The sequence below is a fragment of the Thermomonas sp. XSG genome (assembly GCF_014678725.1).
Lineage (GTDB): Bacteria > Pseudomonadota > Gammaproteobacteria > Xanthomonadales > Xanthomonadaceae > Thermomonas.
In genome coordinates, this window is sequence record NZ_CP061497.1 from 545,163 (window position 1) to 559,130 (window position 13,968).

The window sequence follows — 13,968 nt, forward strand, 5'->3', positions numbered from 1 at the left end:
ATCACGCGGCTCGCTCATCGGCGCGGATCGTCGTGGGCCACGACGTCCTCGGTCTGTTTTGCACGGAACGCGGCCAGCGCCTCGGCGATCGACGGATGTTCGCCGGCCAGCATCGCCGCCGCGAACAGCGCCGCGTTGGCCGCGCCGGCATTGCCGATAGCGAAGGTGGCTACCGGGATGCCGGCCGGCATCTGCACGATCGACAACAGCGAATCCATGCCGTTCAACGCCTTGCTCTGCACCGGTACGCCCAGCACGGGCACGGCGGTCTTGGAGGCCAGCATGCCCGGCAGGTGGGCGGCCCCGCCGGCGCCGGCGATGATCGCGCGCAGGCCACGGGTGGCCGCGGTCTCGGCATAGGAGAACAGCACGTCGGGGGTGCGGTGGGCGGACACCACCCGCACCTCGTGCGGCACGCCCAACGCTTCCAGCCGCGAAGCAGCGTGCTGCATCGTCTCCCAGTCGGAGCGCGATCCCATGACGAGGCCGACCAGCGGTGCGGCGTTGTTGGCTGCGGACATGACAATCCCCGGTCGCTAAAGACGTATTCTAACGGCCCCCGTTTCCCGTTGCCTCTGCCGATGGATCGCAAGCTTCTCGACATCCTGGTCTGCCCCGCCACCCGCCAGCCGCTCTCGCTGCTGGACGCAGCCGGGCTGGATGCCCTCAACCGCGCCATCGCCGGCGGCGGCGTGAAGCGCGGCGACGGCAGCCCGCAGGCACAGCCGCTGCGCGCTGCCCTGCTGACCCGCGACCGCAAGACGGCCTACCGCATCGACGACGGCATTCCGGTGCTGTTGGCCGAAGAGGCGCTGGCCACGGCGCAGGTGCCGGACTTCCCCGCCGCATGAGCACACCGCGCTGCGCTCCGCCGCCAGCGGGTGTGGTCGCCGTCAACGTGGCGGCAGCGCTCGCCGAGGACATCGGCCCCGGCGATGCCACTGCCGCGCTGCTGGACGACAGCCCCGATAGCGCCTATCTGCTGTGCAAGGAAGACTGCGTGGTGGCCGGACGGCCGTGGTTCGACGCCTGCCACCGCGCGCTGGATCCCGACGTGCGCATCGACTGGCGCTGCGAGGAAGGCGACCGCATCGCCAAGGGCACCGTCATCGCCACCCTGGCCGGCCGCAACCGCGCGCTAGTCAGCGCCGAGCGCGCCTCGCTGAACTTCCTGCAGACCCTCAGCGGCACCGCCACCATCACCGCCCGGTACGTGGAGGCGGTGCGCGGCACCGGCGCCGCGATCCTGGACACCCGCAAGACCCTGCCCGGCTTGCGCGTGGCGCAGAAATACGCAGTCCGCGCCGGCGGCGGCATGAACCACCGTCTGGCCCTGTTCGACGCAGTGATGCTGAAGGAGAACCACGTGCGCGCGTTCGGCTCGGTGGCCGCGGCCATTGCGCGCGCGCGCGCCCTGCACCCCGCGCTGCCGCTGATCGTCGAAGTGGAAACGCTCGACGAGCTGCGCGAGGCCCTGGCGACCGGCTGCACCCGGGTGCTGATCGATGATTTCGACGCGGAGGCGCGGCGCGAAGCTGTACGTATCGCCAAGGGGGCGCCGTACCACGGGCGCATCCCGCTGGAAGTCTCCGGGGGTGTCGACCTGGACAGCCTACGCGGCATCGCCGAGGACGGCGTCGACTGCATTTCGATCGGCGCACTGACCAAGCACGTGCACGCGATCGACTTCTCGCTGAAGCTTGGCCCGCCGCCGCGCGCGGATTGATTCAGCGCGACAGCCAGTAGGCCGCGCCAGCCAGCACCAGCACCAACGCCGCCAGCCATGGCCAACGGCTCGGCGCGGGCGCACCTTCGTCCCTGGCGCGCACCGGCTGGCCGGGCATCAGCAGCTGGAAGCGCTGGGTGTCGAAGCGGATCTCGTCGCCATGTACGGCCTGCGCCCGGGTGACCCGCTTGCCGTTGAGCCAAGTCCCGTTCGCCGAGCCAAGATCCTCGAGCAGCACTTCGTCACCCGCCGGGGTCAGCCGCGCATGCAGGCGCGAAACGCTGTCGAGCGGGATCCGCAGGCCGGCGTCCTCCGCACGGCCGATGGTGAGGCTGGCCTGCAGCGGAAAACTGCGGCCGAAGTGATCGCCCGACAGCCCGCGCAGGGCGAATTTCGGGACGACGGGCCGCACCATCGTGGCATTGCGGTCGCCCGCGTCGGCATCGCGCGCGCCGGCATTCGGACCCGCGCCCTCGGCGGCATCCACCAGGCGGACGCGGCTGGCGGCCATGCCGAGCGTATCCCCCGGCCGCAACGCGATCAGGCCTTCGACCGGACGCTCGTTGACCAGCACCCGGGTGCCGGCGGGCACGCGCATCTGCACGCCCAGCGCACCCACCTGCAGTTCGCAGTGCAGCGGCTCGATCCCCTCGGCACCGATGACCACGTCGGCATCGGGCGCCGAGCCGAGCCGGTAGGCGCGTTGCTCAAGCAGCATCTGCGGGCGGTCGCCGTCGGGGAATACCAGTTTCATCATCGTCCAGGACCTTGTGTCTTCCATGTCGAGCGGCTTGCGCTTGCGATCGGGTGCCACCACATTAGCGGCCATGCCGACTTTACTGATTCTAATGATCGTGGGCGTCACGGCGTTCTTCATGTTCACCGCCGCCCGCGCTGCCGCCGAACGCGCCGCCGAGATCGGTCGCGATGCCTGCGCCGCCGCCGGCGTGCAATGGCTGGACCAGTCGGTGCACGCCAGTGGCCTGCGCCTGCGCCGCAGGGACGACGGCTGGCTGGGGTTCGAACGCAGCTTCCATTTCGAATATTCCGAGGATGGCCAGGACCGCCACGTCGGCCGGGTGGTGCTGCTTGGCGGCAAGCTGGTCGGTTTCAGCGGCCCGACACGTGCGGCCCAGTCCGTGGTGCGCGGCTTCCATCACTAGCAATGGCCGCTCGCTCCCGGACCCGGAAATGTGGCTGTAGCAGCGACGGGCAGGCCGCCGCTACTTGACGATGCGCAGGTGTGCACCCCGCTTGGGCGGGTCCGCCTGCGGCGGGGTGTCGTCACCGTTTTCGGAAACGGCGGGGACCGCCCCGGCATCCGCATCGACCTCGCCGGGCTCCCCCGCCTGCAGGTCCGCCGGCAAGGCCATCCCCTGCCCCGTTTCACGCGCGTAGACGGCGATCACAGCGGCCATCGGCACCACCACGGACTGGCTGACGCCACCGAAACGAGCGGAGAAGCGCAGCGCATCGTTGTCCATCTCCAGCCGCGCAACGGCCCGCTCGGCGATGTTGAGCACGACTTGCCCATCCTTGACCGCGTGCGCAGGTACCCGGACGCCGGGCATGCGCGCGTCCACCAGCACGTGCGGGGTCATGCCGTTGTCGGCGATCCACTCGTACAGCGCACGCAGCAGGTACGGGCGCTGGCTGGACATCGGCGGCAGGACCGGCTCGCCCATCAGAGCGACAACTCGCGCAGGTTCTTTTCCTGGTCGGTAAGGCTGCGCACGAAACCCGGGTTGCGGAAGATGCGGTTGCCGTACTCCTCGATCACCTTGCCATCCTTCGGCAACGGCACGCCCAAGGCTTCCAGTCGCCAGATGATCGGCGCCATCGCGCAGTCGGCGAGGCTCATTTCGCCGTTGAGGAAGAACTTGTAGGCCTTGAACAGCGGCACCGACTGCGCAAGCAGCTCCTTCAGGCGCTTGCGGCCGGCTTCGGCCTGCTGCTTGTTGCCCAGCTGGATGGCCTGCACCTGCGGTACCCAGTCGTGTTCGATGCGCAGCATCGCCAGGCGCAGGCGCGCGCGCGCCAGCGGCTCCACCGGCATCAGCGGCGGATGCGGATAGCGCTCGTCGAGGTACTCGCTGACCACGCTTGCCGCGTACAGGACCAGGTCGCGTTCGACCAGCGTTGGCACCGAGTGGTACGGATTCAGATCGATCAGGTCCTCTGGCGGACTCTGCGGATCGACGGGAATGAGGTCGTAGGTGACGCCCTTGGCCGCCAGCACCAGCCGGACGCGGTGACAGAGAACATCGTCGACAGCGGAAAACAGGGTCAAGGCATTACGCATGCGCGGACTCACAGCCATCATCAGGACCACTCCCGCGCCCGGCCGTTGCCGGACGCACCTGCGCCGCCCGCACGATGCGGGCGGCAGTCAAGCTTCGTTCCCCATGGCGGGCGTCCCTGCCATCAGCAGCTGCCCCGTCAGTGAACGTCCCGCCAGTATTCGTGCTTCAGCAGCCAGGCGATGAAGGCGAAGAACACCAGGAACAGAATCGCCCACACGCCGACGTTCTGGCGCTTCAGCGCGACCGGCTCTCCCACGTACTCGAGGAACGCGGTGATGTCGCGCACGGTGCGGTCGAACTGTTCCGCGTTCTCGCTGCCCGGCTGGCTGATGGTGAAGCCTTCGACCGGCATTTCGCCCGTCGCGTCCTTCTTGCCGTACACCGGCTGCTGCACGCCCTGCAGCTCCCACAGGGGGTTCGGCATGGAAGCATTGACGAACAGGGTGTTGTTCCAGCCCACCGGACGTGTCTCGTCCAGGTAGAACGACTTGAGGTAGGTATAGACCCAGTCGCTGGTGCGCACGCGGGCGACCAGACTCAGGTCCGGCGGTGCCTTGCCGAACGCCGCCACGCCCATTTCCGGGGTCATCGCGGAGATGACGTGGTCGCCGATCTTGCCGCCGCTGAAGTTGAGGTTGGCCATCACGTCCTCTTCGGACAGGCCCAGATCCTCGGCGATGCGCGCGTAGCGGATGTACTTCAGCGAATGGCAGCCGCCGCAGTAGTTCATGTACAGGGCGGCACCACGCTGCAGCGAGGCCTTGTCGTTCAGGTCGACGCCGGACTGCTGCAGGTTGCCGCCGACATTGGCGAGCGCGACGGAGCTGAGCAGGAGGCCGGCGGCGAACACCGCCGCGCGGGTCAGGAAGTTCTTAGTCATGCATCGTCACCCGGTCAGGCACCGGCTTGGTCTTGTCCAGCTTGGACCAGACCGGCATGGTGATGAAGAAAGCGAAGTAGAGGAAGGTCAACACGCGGCCGATGATGGCCTCAACCGGGTCGGTACCCGGACCGGCGCCGATCTTGGCCAGCCACAGGAAGCTGACCGCGAACATCAGCAGCATGCTCCAGCTGATCCAGCCGCGGTAGCGGTAGGACTTGACCGGCGAACGGTCCAGCCATGGCAGCAGGAACAGCATCACGATCGCGCCGAACATCACCAGCACGCCCCACAGCTTGATGCCGAAGAACGAGGGCACCACGCGCAGCATCGCGTAGTACGGAGTGAAGTACCACACCGGCTTGATGTGCGACGGCGTGACCAGCGGGTTGGCCTCGGTGAAGTTGTCGTGCTCGAGGAACCAGCCGCCGAAGGTCGGGGCGAAGAAGATCACGAACGCGGCAATGATCAGGAAGCAGCCGATGTAGAACAGGTCCTTCACCGTGTAGTACGGATGGAAGGGAATGCCGTCGGTGGGCGCCTTCTCGGACCAGCGGTTGCCCTTCGGGCCCTTCTTGATCTCGACGCCGTCGGGGTTGTTGGAGCCGACTTCGTGCAGGGCGAAGATGTGCAGCACCACCAGCAGCAGCAGCACCAGCGGCATCGCGATCACGTGCAGGGCGAAGAAGCGGTTCAGCGTCGCGTCGCCCGGGTTGTAGTCGCCCATGATCCATTCGGTCAGGCCGCCACCGATCACCGGAATGGCGCCGAACAGCGAGATGATCACCTTGGCGCCCCAGTAGGACATCTGGCCCCAGGGCAGCACATAGCCCATGAAGGCCTCGGCCATCAGCACCAGGTAGATCACCATGCCCAGCAGCCAGACCAGCTCGCGCGGCTTGCGATAGCTGCCGTACATCAGCCCGCGGAACATGTGCAGGTAGATGACGATGAAGAACAGCGATGCGCCGGTGCTGTGCATGTAGCGGATCAGCCAGCCCCACTCCACGTCGCGCATGATGTATTCAACCGAGCTGAAGGCTTCCGCCGCGCTCGGCTTGAAATGCATCGTCAGGAAGATGCCGGTCAGGATCTGGTTGACCAGCACCACCATCGACAGCACGCCGAAGATGTACCAGATGTTGAAGTTCTTCGGAGCGTAGTACTCCGACATGTGCTTGCGGTAGGCCGGCATCATGCCGGGCGCCCGCTCATTGACCCAGTCCATCACGCCGTTGGCGGCGTCGGTGGCGGTCTGCATGATCTTGTTCGTCATGGCTTACGCGGCTCCCTTCGGATCAACACCGATGACCAGGGTGCTGTCGTTCTCGAAGTGATAGGGCGGCACCGGCAGGTTGGCCGGCGCCGGCTGCGCCTTGTATACGCGCCCGGCGAGGTCGTAGCGCGACTTGTGGCAGGGGCAGAAGTAGCCCCCCTTCCAGTCTGGGTCGAACGGCTGCGGCTTGACCTCGGCGTGCAGCTCCGGCGCGCAGCCCAGGTGGGTGCAGACGCCCACAAGCACCAGGATCTCCGGCTTGATCGAACGCCAGGTGTTCTTGGCGTACTCCGGCTGCTGGTCGGCGTTGTCCGACTTCGGGTCGGCCACCAGCGCATCCATCTGCGGGAGGATGTCCAGCATCGCCTTGGAGCGGCGCGCGATGAAAATCGGCTGACCGCGCCAGTTGATCACCAGCTGCTGACCCTCCTCAAGCGCGCCGATGTCCTGGGACACGGGCGCACCCGCGAAGCGCGCGCGCGCGCTGGGACTCCACGACTTGATGAACGGCACCGCCGCAAAGCCGGCGCCCACCGCTCCCACCACCGCGGTCGTCGCGGTGAGGAACCGGCGTCGACCGGTGTTGACCTCTTCGTTGGCCATCCCGCACTCCGAAAGAAAATTGCACGAAAACACGCTGCGACTGGTCGGCGCGAACGCTGGCCGGACGCAAAAGACAGGGAAGTGTAACGGAACGCTTAACGAGCCGACAATCCGCCCCGCAGTGGCGAGGCCACCGGATTGAGAACGCCGCGATAGCGCTCGGCCAGCAGGGCCACCCGCTGCACGTAGCGCTGGGTCTCGTTGTAGGGCGGCACGCCGCCATATTTGTCCACCGCGCCCTCACCGGCGTTGTAACCGGCGGCAGCCAGGGTCAGGTTTCCATCGAAACGCTTCAGCAGCCAGGCCAGGTAGCGCACGCCGCCGCGAATGTTCTGCGCGGCATCGAACGCGTTGGACACCCCGAAACGGCTGGCCGTGGCCGGCATCAGCTGCATCAGCCCCTGCGCCCCCACCCGCGACAGCGCGCGCGGATTGAAGGCGGATTCGGCATGGATGATGGCGCGCACGATCGACTCGTCCACCCCATGCTCGAGGGCGGCGGCGCGGATCTCGTCCTGGAAGGCAACGGTGTTCAGCCGCAGCGTGCGGAAATTCAACCCCGGCAGGGCGCCGCAGGCGTAGCACTTCTCGATGTAGCTGTAATTGATGGTGCGCACCGAGGCGGCGGGCAGGCCTGCGGGCCGCACGCTGGTGTAGTTGCGCACGCCGTCCGCATCCACGAACGCGTAGACCTGCCCGCGCACCACGCGCGGCGCGGCGGCGGCGGTGACCGGGGCAGTGGCGGGCGCCTTCGCTGCCACAGCAACCGGCAACGCGGCTGCGGTGGCAACGGGCTTCGACGCCTTGCGCGGCTTCGACGCGCGCCCTGCACGATAACTGCCCACCAGCTTGCACTGGGCGCCGGGAAGACGCTTGCTGACATAGCTGTCCACGCCGTCGCTGCCGGCGCACTTGTAGATCCCGCCGGCAAGCGCCGGCAGAGGCAGCGCGAGCAGCGCGCCCAGCAGCAGAGAAACGAGCCTTCCCCTCATGGGCGGCAAGTCTCCACGCATCGGGGGGCGTTGGCAAGTCCATGATTTTAAATGGCTCTCGTTCAGACAGCGTGAGCTGCCAGTAGAATTGCCCTCCCATCACCGGCCCGGACTGACCGCCGCGCCCCGGACACCCGCCATGACCGACCTGCACCCGCTGCCTACGCCCCCCGGACTCCGCCCTGCCCGTCCCGGCGCCAAGAAGCTCTACATCCAGACGCACGGCTGCCAGATGAACGAGTACGACTCGGCCCGCATGGCCGACGTGCTGCATGCCGAAGAAGGCATGGAATTGACCACGAACGCCGAAGAAGCCGACGTGATCCTGATCAATACCTGCTCGATCCGCGAAAAAGCGCAGGAAAAGGTGTTCAGCCAGCTGGGCCGCTGGAAGAGCCTGAAGAAGGGCGAGCGCCCGGTCATCATCGGTGTCGGCGGTTGCGTGGCGTCGCAGGAAGGCGCTGCCATCCTTGATCGTGCGCCCTACGTCGACCTGGTGTTCGGCCCGCAGACCCTGCACCGGCTGCCGGACCTGCTCCGCGAGCGCCGCGACTCCGGCCTGCCGCAGGTGGACATCAGCTTCCCCGAGATCGAGAAGTTCGACCGCCTGCCCGAGCCGCGCGCGGAAGGCCCCACCGCCTTCGTCTCGATCATGGAAGGCTGCTCGAAGTACTGCTCGTACTGCGTGGTGCCCTACACCCGCGGCGAGGAAATCAGCCGCCCGTTCGAGTCGGTGCTGACCGAAGTGGCCGAGCTGGCCGCGCAGGGCGTGCGCGAGGTCAACCTGCTGGGCCAGAACGTCAATGCCTACCGTGGCCCGCTCGGCGATGGCGAAGAGACGGCGGACCTCGGCCTGCTGATCCGCGCCATTGCCGAAATAGACGGCATCGGCCGCATCCGCTTCACCACCTCGCACCCGCTGGAGTTCTCCGACTCGCTGATCGAGGCCTACCGCGACGTGCCCAAGCTCGCCAACTACCTGCACCTGCCCGTGCAGGCCGGCAGCGACCGCATCCTGTCGGCGATGAAGCGCGGCTACACCGCGCTGGAGTTCAAGCAGAAGATTCGCAAGCTGCGCGCGGTGCGGCCGGATATCTCGGTGTCGTCCGACTTCATCGTCGGCTTCCCCGGCGAAACCGAAGCGGACTTCGAGAAGACCATGAAACTGATCGAAGACGTGGGCTTCGACCAGAGCTTCTCCTTCATCTACTCGCGCCGCCCCGGTACCCCGGCGGCGGACCTGGAAGACAACACCAGCAGCGAGGAGAAGCACGCCCGGCTGGACCGCCTGCAGAAGCACATCAGCGCGCACGCAGCGAGCATTTCGCAGGCGATGGTGGGGACGGTGCAGACCGTGCTGGTGGAGGGCCCGTCGCGCAAGGACCCGAACGAACTGACCGGCAAGACCGAGAACATGCGCTCGGTGAACTTCGCCGCGCCGAAGCGCCTGGTCGGCCAGTTCGTGGACGTACTCATCACAGAAGCGCTGACCAATTCGTTGCGCGGCCGGGTGGTGACTTCAGGCGAAGCGGCCGCCTGACCCGCGCTGACCAAACGCCGCCATTCGGCCGGGGAGAAAAGCGCCCCGGCCCGGCGACCTGCGCGGCATCAAAGCCAGCGCATCGCCACCGCCGCAAGCAACAGCAATACGCCGAGCGCCGCCAACCAGTCATGTGACCCACTCGTCCGTGGCCGCGGCGCGAACGCCTGCCGCAATGGCGTGCGCAGGCTGACCGGATTGCGGAACGCCTCCGGCGCCAGCAACAGGAACCCCAGCCCGGTCATGAGCCGGAACGGTTCGTCGAGTCCGCCATACAGCCAATCGGCAACGTGGAACAGGCCGAACACCACGAAGGTGATGCCCCACGCCTTCGACCGCGGTGTGGCTGCTTCGCCCACGGCGATGCCATCGACACGGCCACCGCTGTCGATCACTTCCGCCCTGCCTCGAACACCGGCTCGCCGTCCACATAGGTCGCCTTGACCGTCAGCGTGCGCAGGGCCGCGCCCGGCACTGCCAGCGGGTCTTCGGCCAGCACCACGAAATCGGCGCGCTTGCCGGCGGCAAGGCTGCCGACTTCCGCCTCGGCGAAACCGGCATAGGCGGCCTCGAGGGTGAAGCCGCGCAGCGCCTCGAACGCGGTCAGCTTCTCGTCCGGATACCAGCCACCCGCCGGCAGGCCGTTCCCGTCAGCGCGCGTCACTGCCGCGTACAGGCCCAGCCGCGGGTCCACCGATTCCACCGGGAAGTCCGAGCCCAGCGCCAGATGGGTGCCGGCATCGCGCAGCTGCCGCCACGCGTAGGCGCCGACGATGCGCTGCGGCCCCACCCGGTCTTCCGCCCACGGCATGTCGCTGGTGGCGTGGGTGGGCTGCATCGAGGCGATCACGTGCAGCTGCGCCAGCCGCGGCAGGTCCTCGTGCGAGAGGATCTGCGCGTGCTCGATGCGCCAGCGATGGCCGCCGGCCGCGTCCTTGCCCAGCTCGCGGGCATAGGTGTCCAGCACGATCCGGTTGCCGCGGTCGCCGATGGCATGGGAAGCCACCTGCACGCCGCAGTGGTGCGCCTTGGCGGTGGCGGCGGCCAGCTCCTCCGGCGACATCACCAGCAGGCCGCGATTGCCGTGGTCGTCGCTGTAGTCCGAGAGCATCGCCGCGCCGCGGCTGCCCAACGCGCCGTCGGCGTAGAGCTTGACCGCGCGCATCTGCAGGCGGCCGGACGGATGCCGGTACAGGCCGTTGGCGCACAGCGATTCCAGCGCCGCGCTGTTGCCGTCGGCCATCGCGTAGATGCGCAGCGGCACCTGCCCGCGATCCGCCAGGCGCTGGTAGCGCCGCAATTCCGCCAGCGGAACGCCGGCGTCGTGCACGCCGGTCAGGCCGTGTTGCACCGCCGCCCGCATGCCCAGCGCCAGCGCCTTCTCCGCGGTGGCTTCGCTGGCGGCCGGTTGCGCCGCATCGACCAGTGCCATCGCGTTGTCGATGAACACGCCGGTCGGCCGGCCCATGCTGTCGCGATGGATGGTGCCGCCGTCCGGTTGCCAGCTGCCGGAGAGGTCGCGCTTGACCGCGCGCATGGCGGCGCTGTTGGCCCAGCCGGCATGGCCGTCGATGCGCGACAGCCAGACCGGGCGGTCCGGGAACGCCGCATCCAGGTCGGCAGCGGTCGGGAATGCTTTCTCCGGCCAGTCGTTCTGGTCCCAGCCGCGGCCGATCAGCCATTCGCCGGGCTTCAGTTCCTTTTCCTTGGCCCGCAGCCGCTCCACGATCTCGGCCTTGCTGGCGGTGTCCACCAGGTCGGCGGTCAGCATCGCCCAGCCCAGCCCGGACATGTGGCCATGTGCGTCGATCAGGCCGGGCACCACGGTGGCGCTGCCCACGTCGAGCCGCCTTGCGCCCGGGTGGCGGACCAGCAGCGCCTTCGCCTCGCCAACCTCCAGCACCTTGCCCGACCCATCGAAGGCCATCGCCTGCACCTGCGGCTGCGCGGCGTCCATGGTGTGGATGCGGTAGGCGGTCAGCACGGTGACGTCGGCGGCCGACAGTGGCGCCGCGGCAAGCGCCAGCAGCAGGGCACAGGTGAGTTTGCGCATGTTGATCCCCGGGAAAACGATCCGGGCACAATGCGGCAACCCGCCTGCGTGAGGCAAGCGCCGGGGGCGCAACGTGGCGGGCGGACCGCCACCGCGGTACTCTGCCGGGTCTATGCCACATCGCGAATTCAGCCTCGAGCCTGACGACATCGAACGTCTGGCCAACCTGAGCGGGCCGTTCGATGCCCACCTGCGCCTGATCGAGCTGCGCCTGGGCGTTGCGATCGCCAACCGCGGCGGCGTGTTCCGCATCGAGGCGGAGGATGCCGATGCGGCCGCACGCGCGGAATCCTTCCTGCGCCAGCTCTACGAGGACGCCGCGGACGAAACGCTGGACGAACACGCCGTGCATCTGCGGCTGGGCGCGTTCGCGGGTGACGAACCCGCACCCGCGGCGCCCGCAAGCCAGACACCGGAAGACATCGCGGTGCGGGTCAAGCGCGGCACCCTGCGCGGGCGCGGGGCCAACCAGCGCAGATACCTGCAAGAAATCGCCAGCCACGACATCAACTTCGGCATCGGCCCGGCCGGCACCGGCAAGACCTTCCTTGCCGTGGCGATGGCGGTGGATGCGCTGAACCAGTCGCGCGTGCAGCGCCTGATCCTGGTGCGGCCGGCGGTGGAAGCCGGCGAGAAGCTGGGCTTCCTGCCAGGCGACCTGACCCAGAAGGTGGACCCGTACCTGCGCCCGCTGTACGACGCCCTCTACGAAATGCTGGGGGTGGAAAAGGTGGCGCGGCTGCTGGAGCGCAACGTCATCGAGATCGCGCCGCTGGCCTACATGCGCGGGCGCACCCTGAACGACGCTTTCGTGATCCTGGACGAGGCGCAGAACACCAGCATCGAACAGATGAAGATGTTCCTGACCCGGTTGGGTTTCGGCAGCACCGCGGTCATCACCGGCGACCTGACCCAGATCGATCTGCCCAAGCACCAGAAATCCGGCTTGAAGGACGCGGTGGAAGTGCTGCGCGGCGTCGAAGGCGTGAGCTTCACCTTCTTCGAGGCCCGGGACGTGGTGCGGCACCCGCTGGTGGCGCGCATCGTCAACGCCTACGAGGCGCGCGAGGCGCGCACGGTGCCACCGGAAAACCCTTCCTGAGCGCCCGGAGCCAACGACCATGACCAGAGGTCCGATCCGTCTCGATGTCGCAGTCGGCTACGCCGCGCCGCGCGCTGGCGTGCCTGCTGCGGTGAGCTTCCGCAAATGGGTCGCGGCCGCGCTGGATGGGCGCATCCGCGAAGCCGACCTGGCCATCCGCATCGTCGACGAAAAGGAAGGGCGTGCGCTCAACCATCACTATCGCGGCAAGGATTACGCCACCAATGTGCTCAGCTTCCCGGCCGAACTGCCGGAGGGCCTGCCGAAAGGCGTGAAGCTGCCGCTGCTGGGCGACCTGGTGCTGTGCGCGCCGGTGGTGGCCCGCGAGGCGCAGGAACAGCGCAAGCCGCTGGGCGCGCATTACGCCCACCTGACCGTGCACGGCTGCCTGCACCTGCTGGGGTGGGACCACGAGGACGCGCAGGAGGCCGAGGCGATGGAACAGCTGGAGCGCGAGATCCTGGCCGGGCTGGGCCTGCCCGACCCCTACCTCGACGCCTGACCCCGCCGTTCCTGCCGTCTCCACGCGGATTCGCTAGACTCCCCACCGTTGCAACCACGAGGCCCCCACGCCCCATGTCCGAGGACGACAGTCGGCTCCCGGCCGACTCTGAAGAAAGACCCGCCGAGAAACCCCACCGATCCTGGCTGGAGCGCATCAGTGCCGCCCTTTCCGGCGAACCGACCAGCCGCGAGGACCTGGTCGAGCTGCTGCGGGACGTACAGGCCGACGGCCTGATCGGTCCCGACACCCTGCGGATGATGGAAGGCGCGGTGAACATCGCCGACATGACCGTGGGCGACGTGATGGTGTCGCGCTCGCAGATGGTCGCGCTGCCCGCGGACGGCAAGTTCCTCGACCTGATGAAGCAGGTGGTGGAATCCGGCCACTCGCGCTTCCCAGTGCACGGCGAGGACAAGGACGAGATCCTGGGCATTCTGCTGGCCAAGGACCTGCTGCGCGGGGTGGTCGCCGACAACGGCCCGGCGACCATCCACGAGCTGCTGCGCCCCGCGGTGCTGATCCCGGAATCGAAGAACCTCAACGTGCTGCTGCGCGAATTCCGCCAGTCGCGCAACCACATGGCCATCGTGATCGACGAATACGGCGGCGTGGCCGGGCTGGTGACCATCGAAGACGTGCTGGAAGAGATCGTCGGCGACATCGACGACGAGCACGACGATGCCGCCGACGAGGGCGTGCTGATCGCGGCGCAGGCCGACGGCCAGTTCGTGGTTGATGCACTGACCCCGATCTCCGACTTCAACGAGCGTTTCAGCGCGGATTTCGCCGACGACGAGTACGACACCATCGGCGGCCTGCTCACCGCGGCCATCGGCCACCTGCCGGAGGCAGGCGAGGAGCTGACCCTGGGCCGCTTCACCTTCCGCGTCGCCCGCGCCGATGCGCGCCGCCTGATCGCGCTGCATGTGGGCGTGCATGCGGAAGCCTGAGGCCGGCGCTTCCAACCCGGCGGGAATGGCGGAGCGGA

General features: G+C 68.0%; 17 protein-coding genes. 7 read left to right on the plus strand and 10 right to left on the minus strand.

The annotated features are described in order from the left end of the window. Positions 1-14: 14 nt before the first annotated feature. Positions 15-521, minus strand: coding sequence for a 5-(carboxyamino)imidazole ribonucleotide mutase (gene purE, locus ICG51_RS02475; protein ID WP_190281489.1), 507 nt, complete (start codon positions 519-521; stop codon positions 15-17). 60 nt (positions 522-581) lie between these two features. Between purE and ICG51_RS02480 the strand changes: the two genes are divergently transcribed. Then, on the plus strand, positions 582-851 hold the full coding sequence (locus tag ICG51_RS02480) for a Trm112 family protein (protein WP_190281490.1): 270 nt from the start codon (positions 582-584) through the stop codon (positions 849-851). Continuing rightward, entirely contained in the window at positions 848-1,726 is an 879-nt protein-coding gene (gene nadC / locus ICG51_RS02485; protein WP_190281491.1) for a carboxylating nicotinate-nucleotide diphosphorylase, read from the plus strand. Before ICG51_RS02480 ends, nadC begins: the two co-directional genes overlap by 4 nt. 1 nt (position 1,727) lies before the next feature. Here nadC and ICG51_RS02490 read toward each other — a convergent pair whose 3' ends face one another. Next, positions 1,728-2,603 (minus strand): FHA domain-containing protein, encoded by an 876-nt coding sequence (locus tag ICG51_RS02490; protein WP_223809501.1) that lies wholly within the window; start codon positions 2,601-2,603, stop codon positions 1,728-1,730. Between ICG51_RS02490 and ICG51_RS02495 the strand changes: the two genes are divergently transcribed. Further along, positions 2,554-2,889, plus strand: a complete 336-nt coding sequence (locus ICG51_RS02495) for a DUF3301 domain-containing protein (RefSeq protein ID WP_190281493.1) — start codon at positions 2,554-2,556, stop codon at positions 2,887-2,889. The two genes, ICG51_RS02490 and ICG51_RS02495, sit on opposite strands and share 50 nt — an antisense overlap. A 60-nt stretch (positions 2,890-2,949) precedes the next feature. Here the strand turns inward: ICG51_RS02495 and ICG51_RS02500 are convergent, their stop codons facing one another. The 6 genes from ICG51_RS02500 to ICG51_RS02525 all read right to left on the minus strand — a co-directional run bounded on the left by ICG51_RS02500 (position 2,950) and on the right by ICG51_RS02525 (position 7,780). Further along, positions 2,950-3,387: a ClpXP protease specificity-enhancing factor gene (locus ICG51_RS02500; protein WP_190282321.1), complete on the minus strand. Its 438-nt coding sequence runs from the start codon at positions 3,385-3,387 to the stop codon at positions 2,950-2,952. Between the two features lie 23 nt (positions 3,388-3,410). Next, a complete protein-coding gene (locus ICG51_RS02505; RefSeq protein ID WP_190282322.1) occupies positions 3,411-4,046 on the minus strand; it encodes a glutathione S-transferase N-terminal domain-containing protein in 636 nt (211 codons plus the stop codon). A gap of 119 nt (positions 4,047-4,165) precedes the next feature. Then, on the minus strand, positions 4,166-4,909 hold the full coding sequence (locus tag ICG51_RS02510; protein WP_190281494.1) for a cytochrome c1: 744 nt from the start codon (positions 4,907-4,909) through the stop codon (positions 4,166-4,168). Then, positions 4,902-6,185 carry a cytochrome bc complex cytochrome b subunit gene (locus ICG51_RS02515; protein WP_190281495.1) on the minus strand — a complete coding sequence of 428 codons (1,284 nt, stop codon included), beginning with the start codon at positions 6,183-6,185 and terminating at the stop codon, positions 4,902-4,904. The genes ICG51_RS02510 and ICG51_RS02515 overlap by 8 nt, the downstream gene beginning before the upstream one ends. A 3-nt stretch (positions 6,186-6,188) precedes the next feature. After that, positions 6,189-6,788, minus strand: coding sequence for a ubiquinol-cytochrome c reductase iron-sulfur subunit (petA, locus tag ICG51_RS02520; RefSeq protein ID WP_190281496.1), 600 nt, complete (start codon positions 6,786-6,788; stop codon positions 6,189-6,191). 95 nt (positions 6,789-6,883) lie between these two features. Further along, entirely contained in the window at positions 6,884-7,780 is an 897-nt protein-coding gene (locus ICG51_RS02525; RefSeq protein WP_190281497.1) for a lytic transglycosylase domain-containing protein, read from the minus strand. A 139-nt stretch (positions 7,781-7,919) separates the two neighbouring features. Between ICG51_RS02525 and miaB the strand changes: the two genes are divergently transcribed. Further along, positions 7,920-9,320 carry a tRNA (N6-isopentenyl adenosine(37)-C2)-methylthiotransferase MiaB gene (gene miaB, locus ICG51_RS02530; RefSeq protein ID WP_190281498.1) on the plus strand — a complete coding sequence of 467 codons (1,401 nt, stop codon included), beginning with the start codon at positions 7,920-7,922 and terminating at the stop codon, positions 9,318-9,320. Between the two features lie 68 nt (positions 9,321-9,388). Here the strand turns inward: miaB and ICG51_RS02535 are convergent, their stop codons facing one another. Both ICG51_RS02535 and ICG51_RS02540 read right to left on the minus strand, forming a co-directional pair. Further along, entirely contained in the window at positions 9,389-9,715 is a 327-nt protein-coding gene (locus ICG51_RS02535; RefSeq protein WP_190281499.1) for a hypothetical protein, read from the minus strand. Further along, positions 9,712-11,373, minus strand: a complete 1,662-nt coding sequence (locus ICG51_RS02540; protein ID WP_190281500.1) for an amidohydrolase — start codon at positions 11,371-11,373, stop codon at positions 9,712-9,714. The genes ICG51_RS02535 and ICG51_RS02540 overlap by 4 nt, the downstream gene beginning before the upstream one ends. A 112-nt stretch (positions 11,374-11,485) precedes the next feature. Between ICG51_RS02540 and ICG51_RS02545 the strand changes: the two genes are divergently transcribed. The 3 genes from ICG51_RS02545 to ICG51_RS02555 all read left to right on the plus strand — a co-directional run bounded on the left by ICG51_RS02545 (position 11,486) and on the right by ICG51_RS02555 (position 13,930). Beyond that, positions 11,486-12,475, plus strand: a complete 990-nt coding sequence (locus tag ICG51_RS02545; protein WP_190281501.1) for a PhoH family protein — start codon at positions 11,486-11,488, stop codon at positions 12,473-12,475. Positions 12,476-12,494: 19 nt separating this feature from the next. Further along, entirely contained in the window at positions 12,495-12,977 is a 483-nt protein-coding gene (ybeY, locus tag ICG51_RS02550; RefSeq protein WP_190281502.1) for an rRNA maturation RNase YbeY, read from the plus strand. 74 nt (positions 12,978-13,051) lie between these two features. Beyond that, on the plus strand, positions 13,052-13,930 hold the full coding sequence (locus tag ICG51_RS02555) for a transporter associated domain-containing protein (RefSeq protein ID WP_190281503.1): 879 nt from the start codon (positions 13,052-13,054) through the stop codon (positions 13,928-13,930). Positions 13,931-13,968: the final 38 nt, after the last annotated feature.

What these genes read in the sequence shown, in the direction of transcription:
- purE (WP_190281489.1), bottom strand. Translation starts at nt 521, where the DNA reads ATGTCCGCAGCCAACAACGCCGCACCGCTGGTCGGCCTCGTCATGGGA.
- ICG51_RS02480 (WP_190281490.1), top strand. Translation starts at nt 582, where the DNA reads ATGGATCGCAAGCTTCTCGACATCCTGGTCTGCCCCGCCACCCGCCAG.
- nadC (WP_190281491.1), top strand. Translation starts at nt 848, where the DNA reads ATGAGCACACCGCGCTGCGCTCCGCCGCCAGCGGGTGTGGTCGCCGTC.
- ICG51_RS02495 (WP_190281493.1), top strand. Translation starts at nt 2,554, where the DNA reads ATGCCGACTTTACTGATTCTAATGATCGTGGGCGTCACGGCGTTCTTC.
- ICG51_RS02490 (WP_223809501.1), bottom strand. Translation starts at nt 2,603, where the DNA reads ATGAAGAACGCCGTGACGCCCACGATCATTAGAATCAGTAAAGTCGGC.
- ICG51_RS02500 (WP_190282321.1), bottom strand. Translation starts at nt 3,387, where the DNA reads ATGTCCAGCCAGCGCCCGTACCTGCTGCGTGCGCTGTACGAGTGGATC.
- ICG51_RS02505 (WP_190282322.1), bottom strand. Translation starts at nt 4,046, where the DNA reads ATGGCTGTGAGTCCGCGCATGCGTAATGCCTTGACCCTGTTTTCCGCT.
- ICG51_RS02510 (WP_190281494.1), bottom strand. Translation starts at nt 4,909, where the DNA reads ATGACTAAGAACTTCCTGACCCGCGCGGCGGTGTTCGCCGCCGGCCTC.
- ICG51_RS02515 (WP_190281495.1), bottom strand. Translation starts at nt 6,185, where the DNA reads ATGACGAACAAGATCATGCAGACCGCCACCGACGCCGCCAACGGCGTG.
- petA (WP_190281496.1), bottom strand. Translation starts at nt 6,788, where the DNA reads ATGGCCAACGAAGAGGTCAACACCGGTCGACGCCGGTTCCTCACCGCG.
- ICG51_RS02525 (WP_190281497.1), bottom strand. Translation starts at nt 7,780, where the DNA reads ATGAGGGGAAGGCTCGTTTCTCTGCTGCTGGGCGCGCTGCTCGCGCTG.
- miaB (WP_190281498.1), top strand. Translation starts at nt 7,920, where the DNA reads ATGACCGACCTGCACCCGCTGCCTACGCCCCCCGGACTCCGCCCTGCC.
- ICG51_RS02540 (WP_190281500.1), bottom strand. Translation starts at nt 11,373, where the DNA reads ATGCGCAAACTCACCTGTGCCCTGCTGCTGGCGCTTGCCGCGGCGCCA.
- ICG51_RS02545 (WP_190281501.1), top strand. Translation starts at nt 11,486, where the DNA reads ATGCCACATCGCGAATTCAGCCTCGAGCCTGACGACATCGAACGTCTG.
- ybeY (WP_190281502.1), top strand. Translation starts at nt 12,495, where the DNA reads ATGACCAGAGGTCCGATCCGTCTCGATGTCGCAGTCGGCTACGCCGCG.
- ICG51_RS02555 (WP_190281503.1), top strand. Translation starts at nt 13,052, where the DNA reads ATGTCCGAGGACGACAGTCGGCTCCCGGCCGACTCTGAAGAAAGACCC.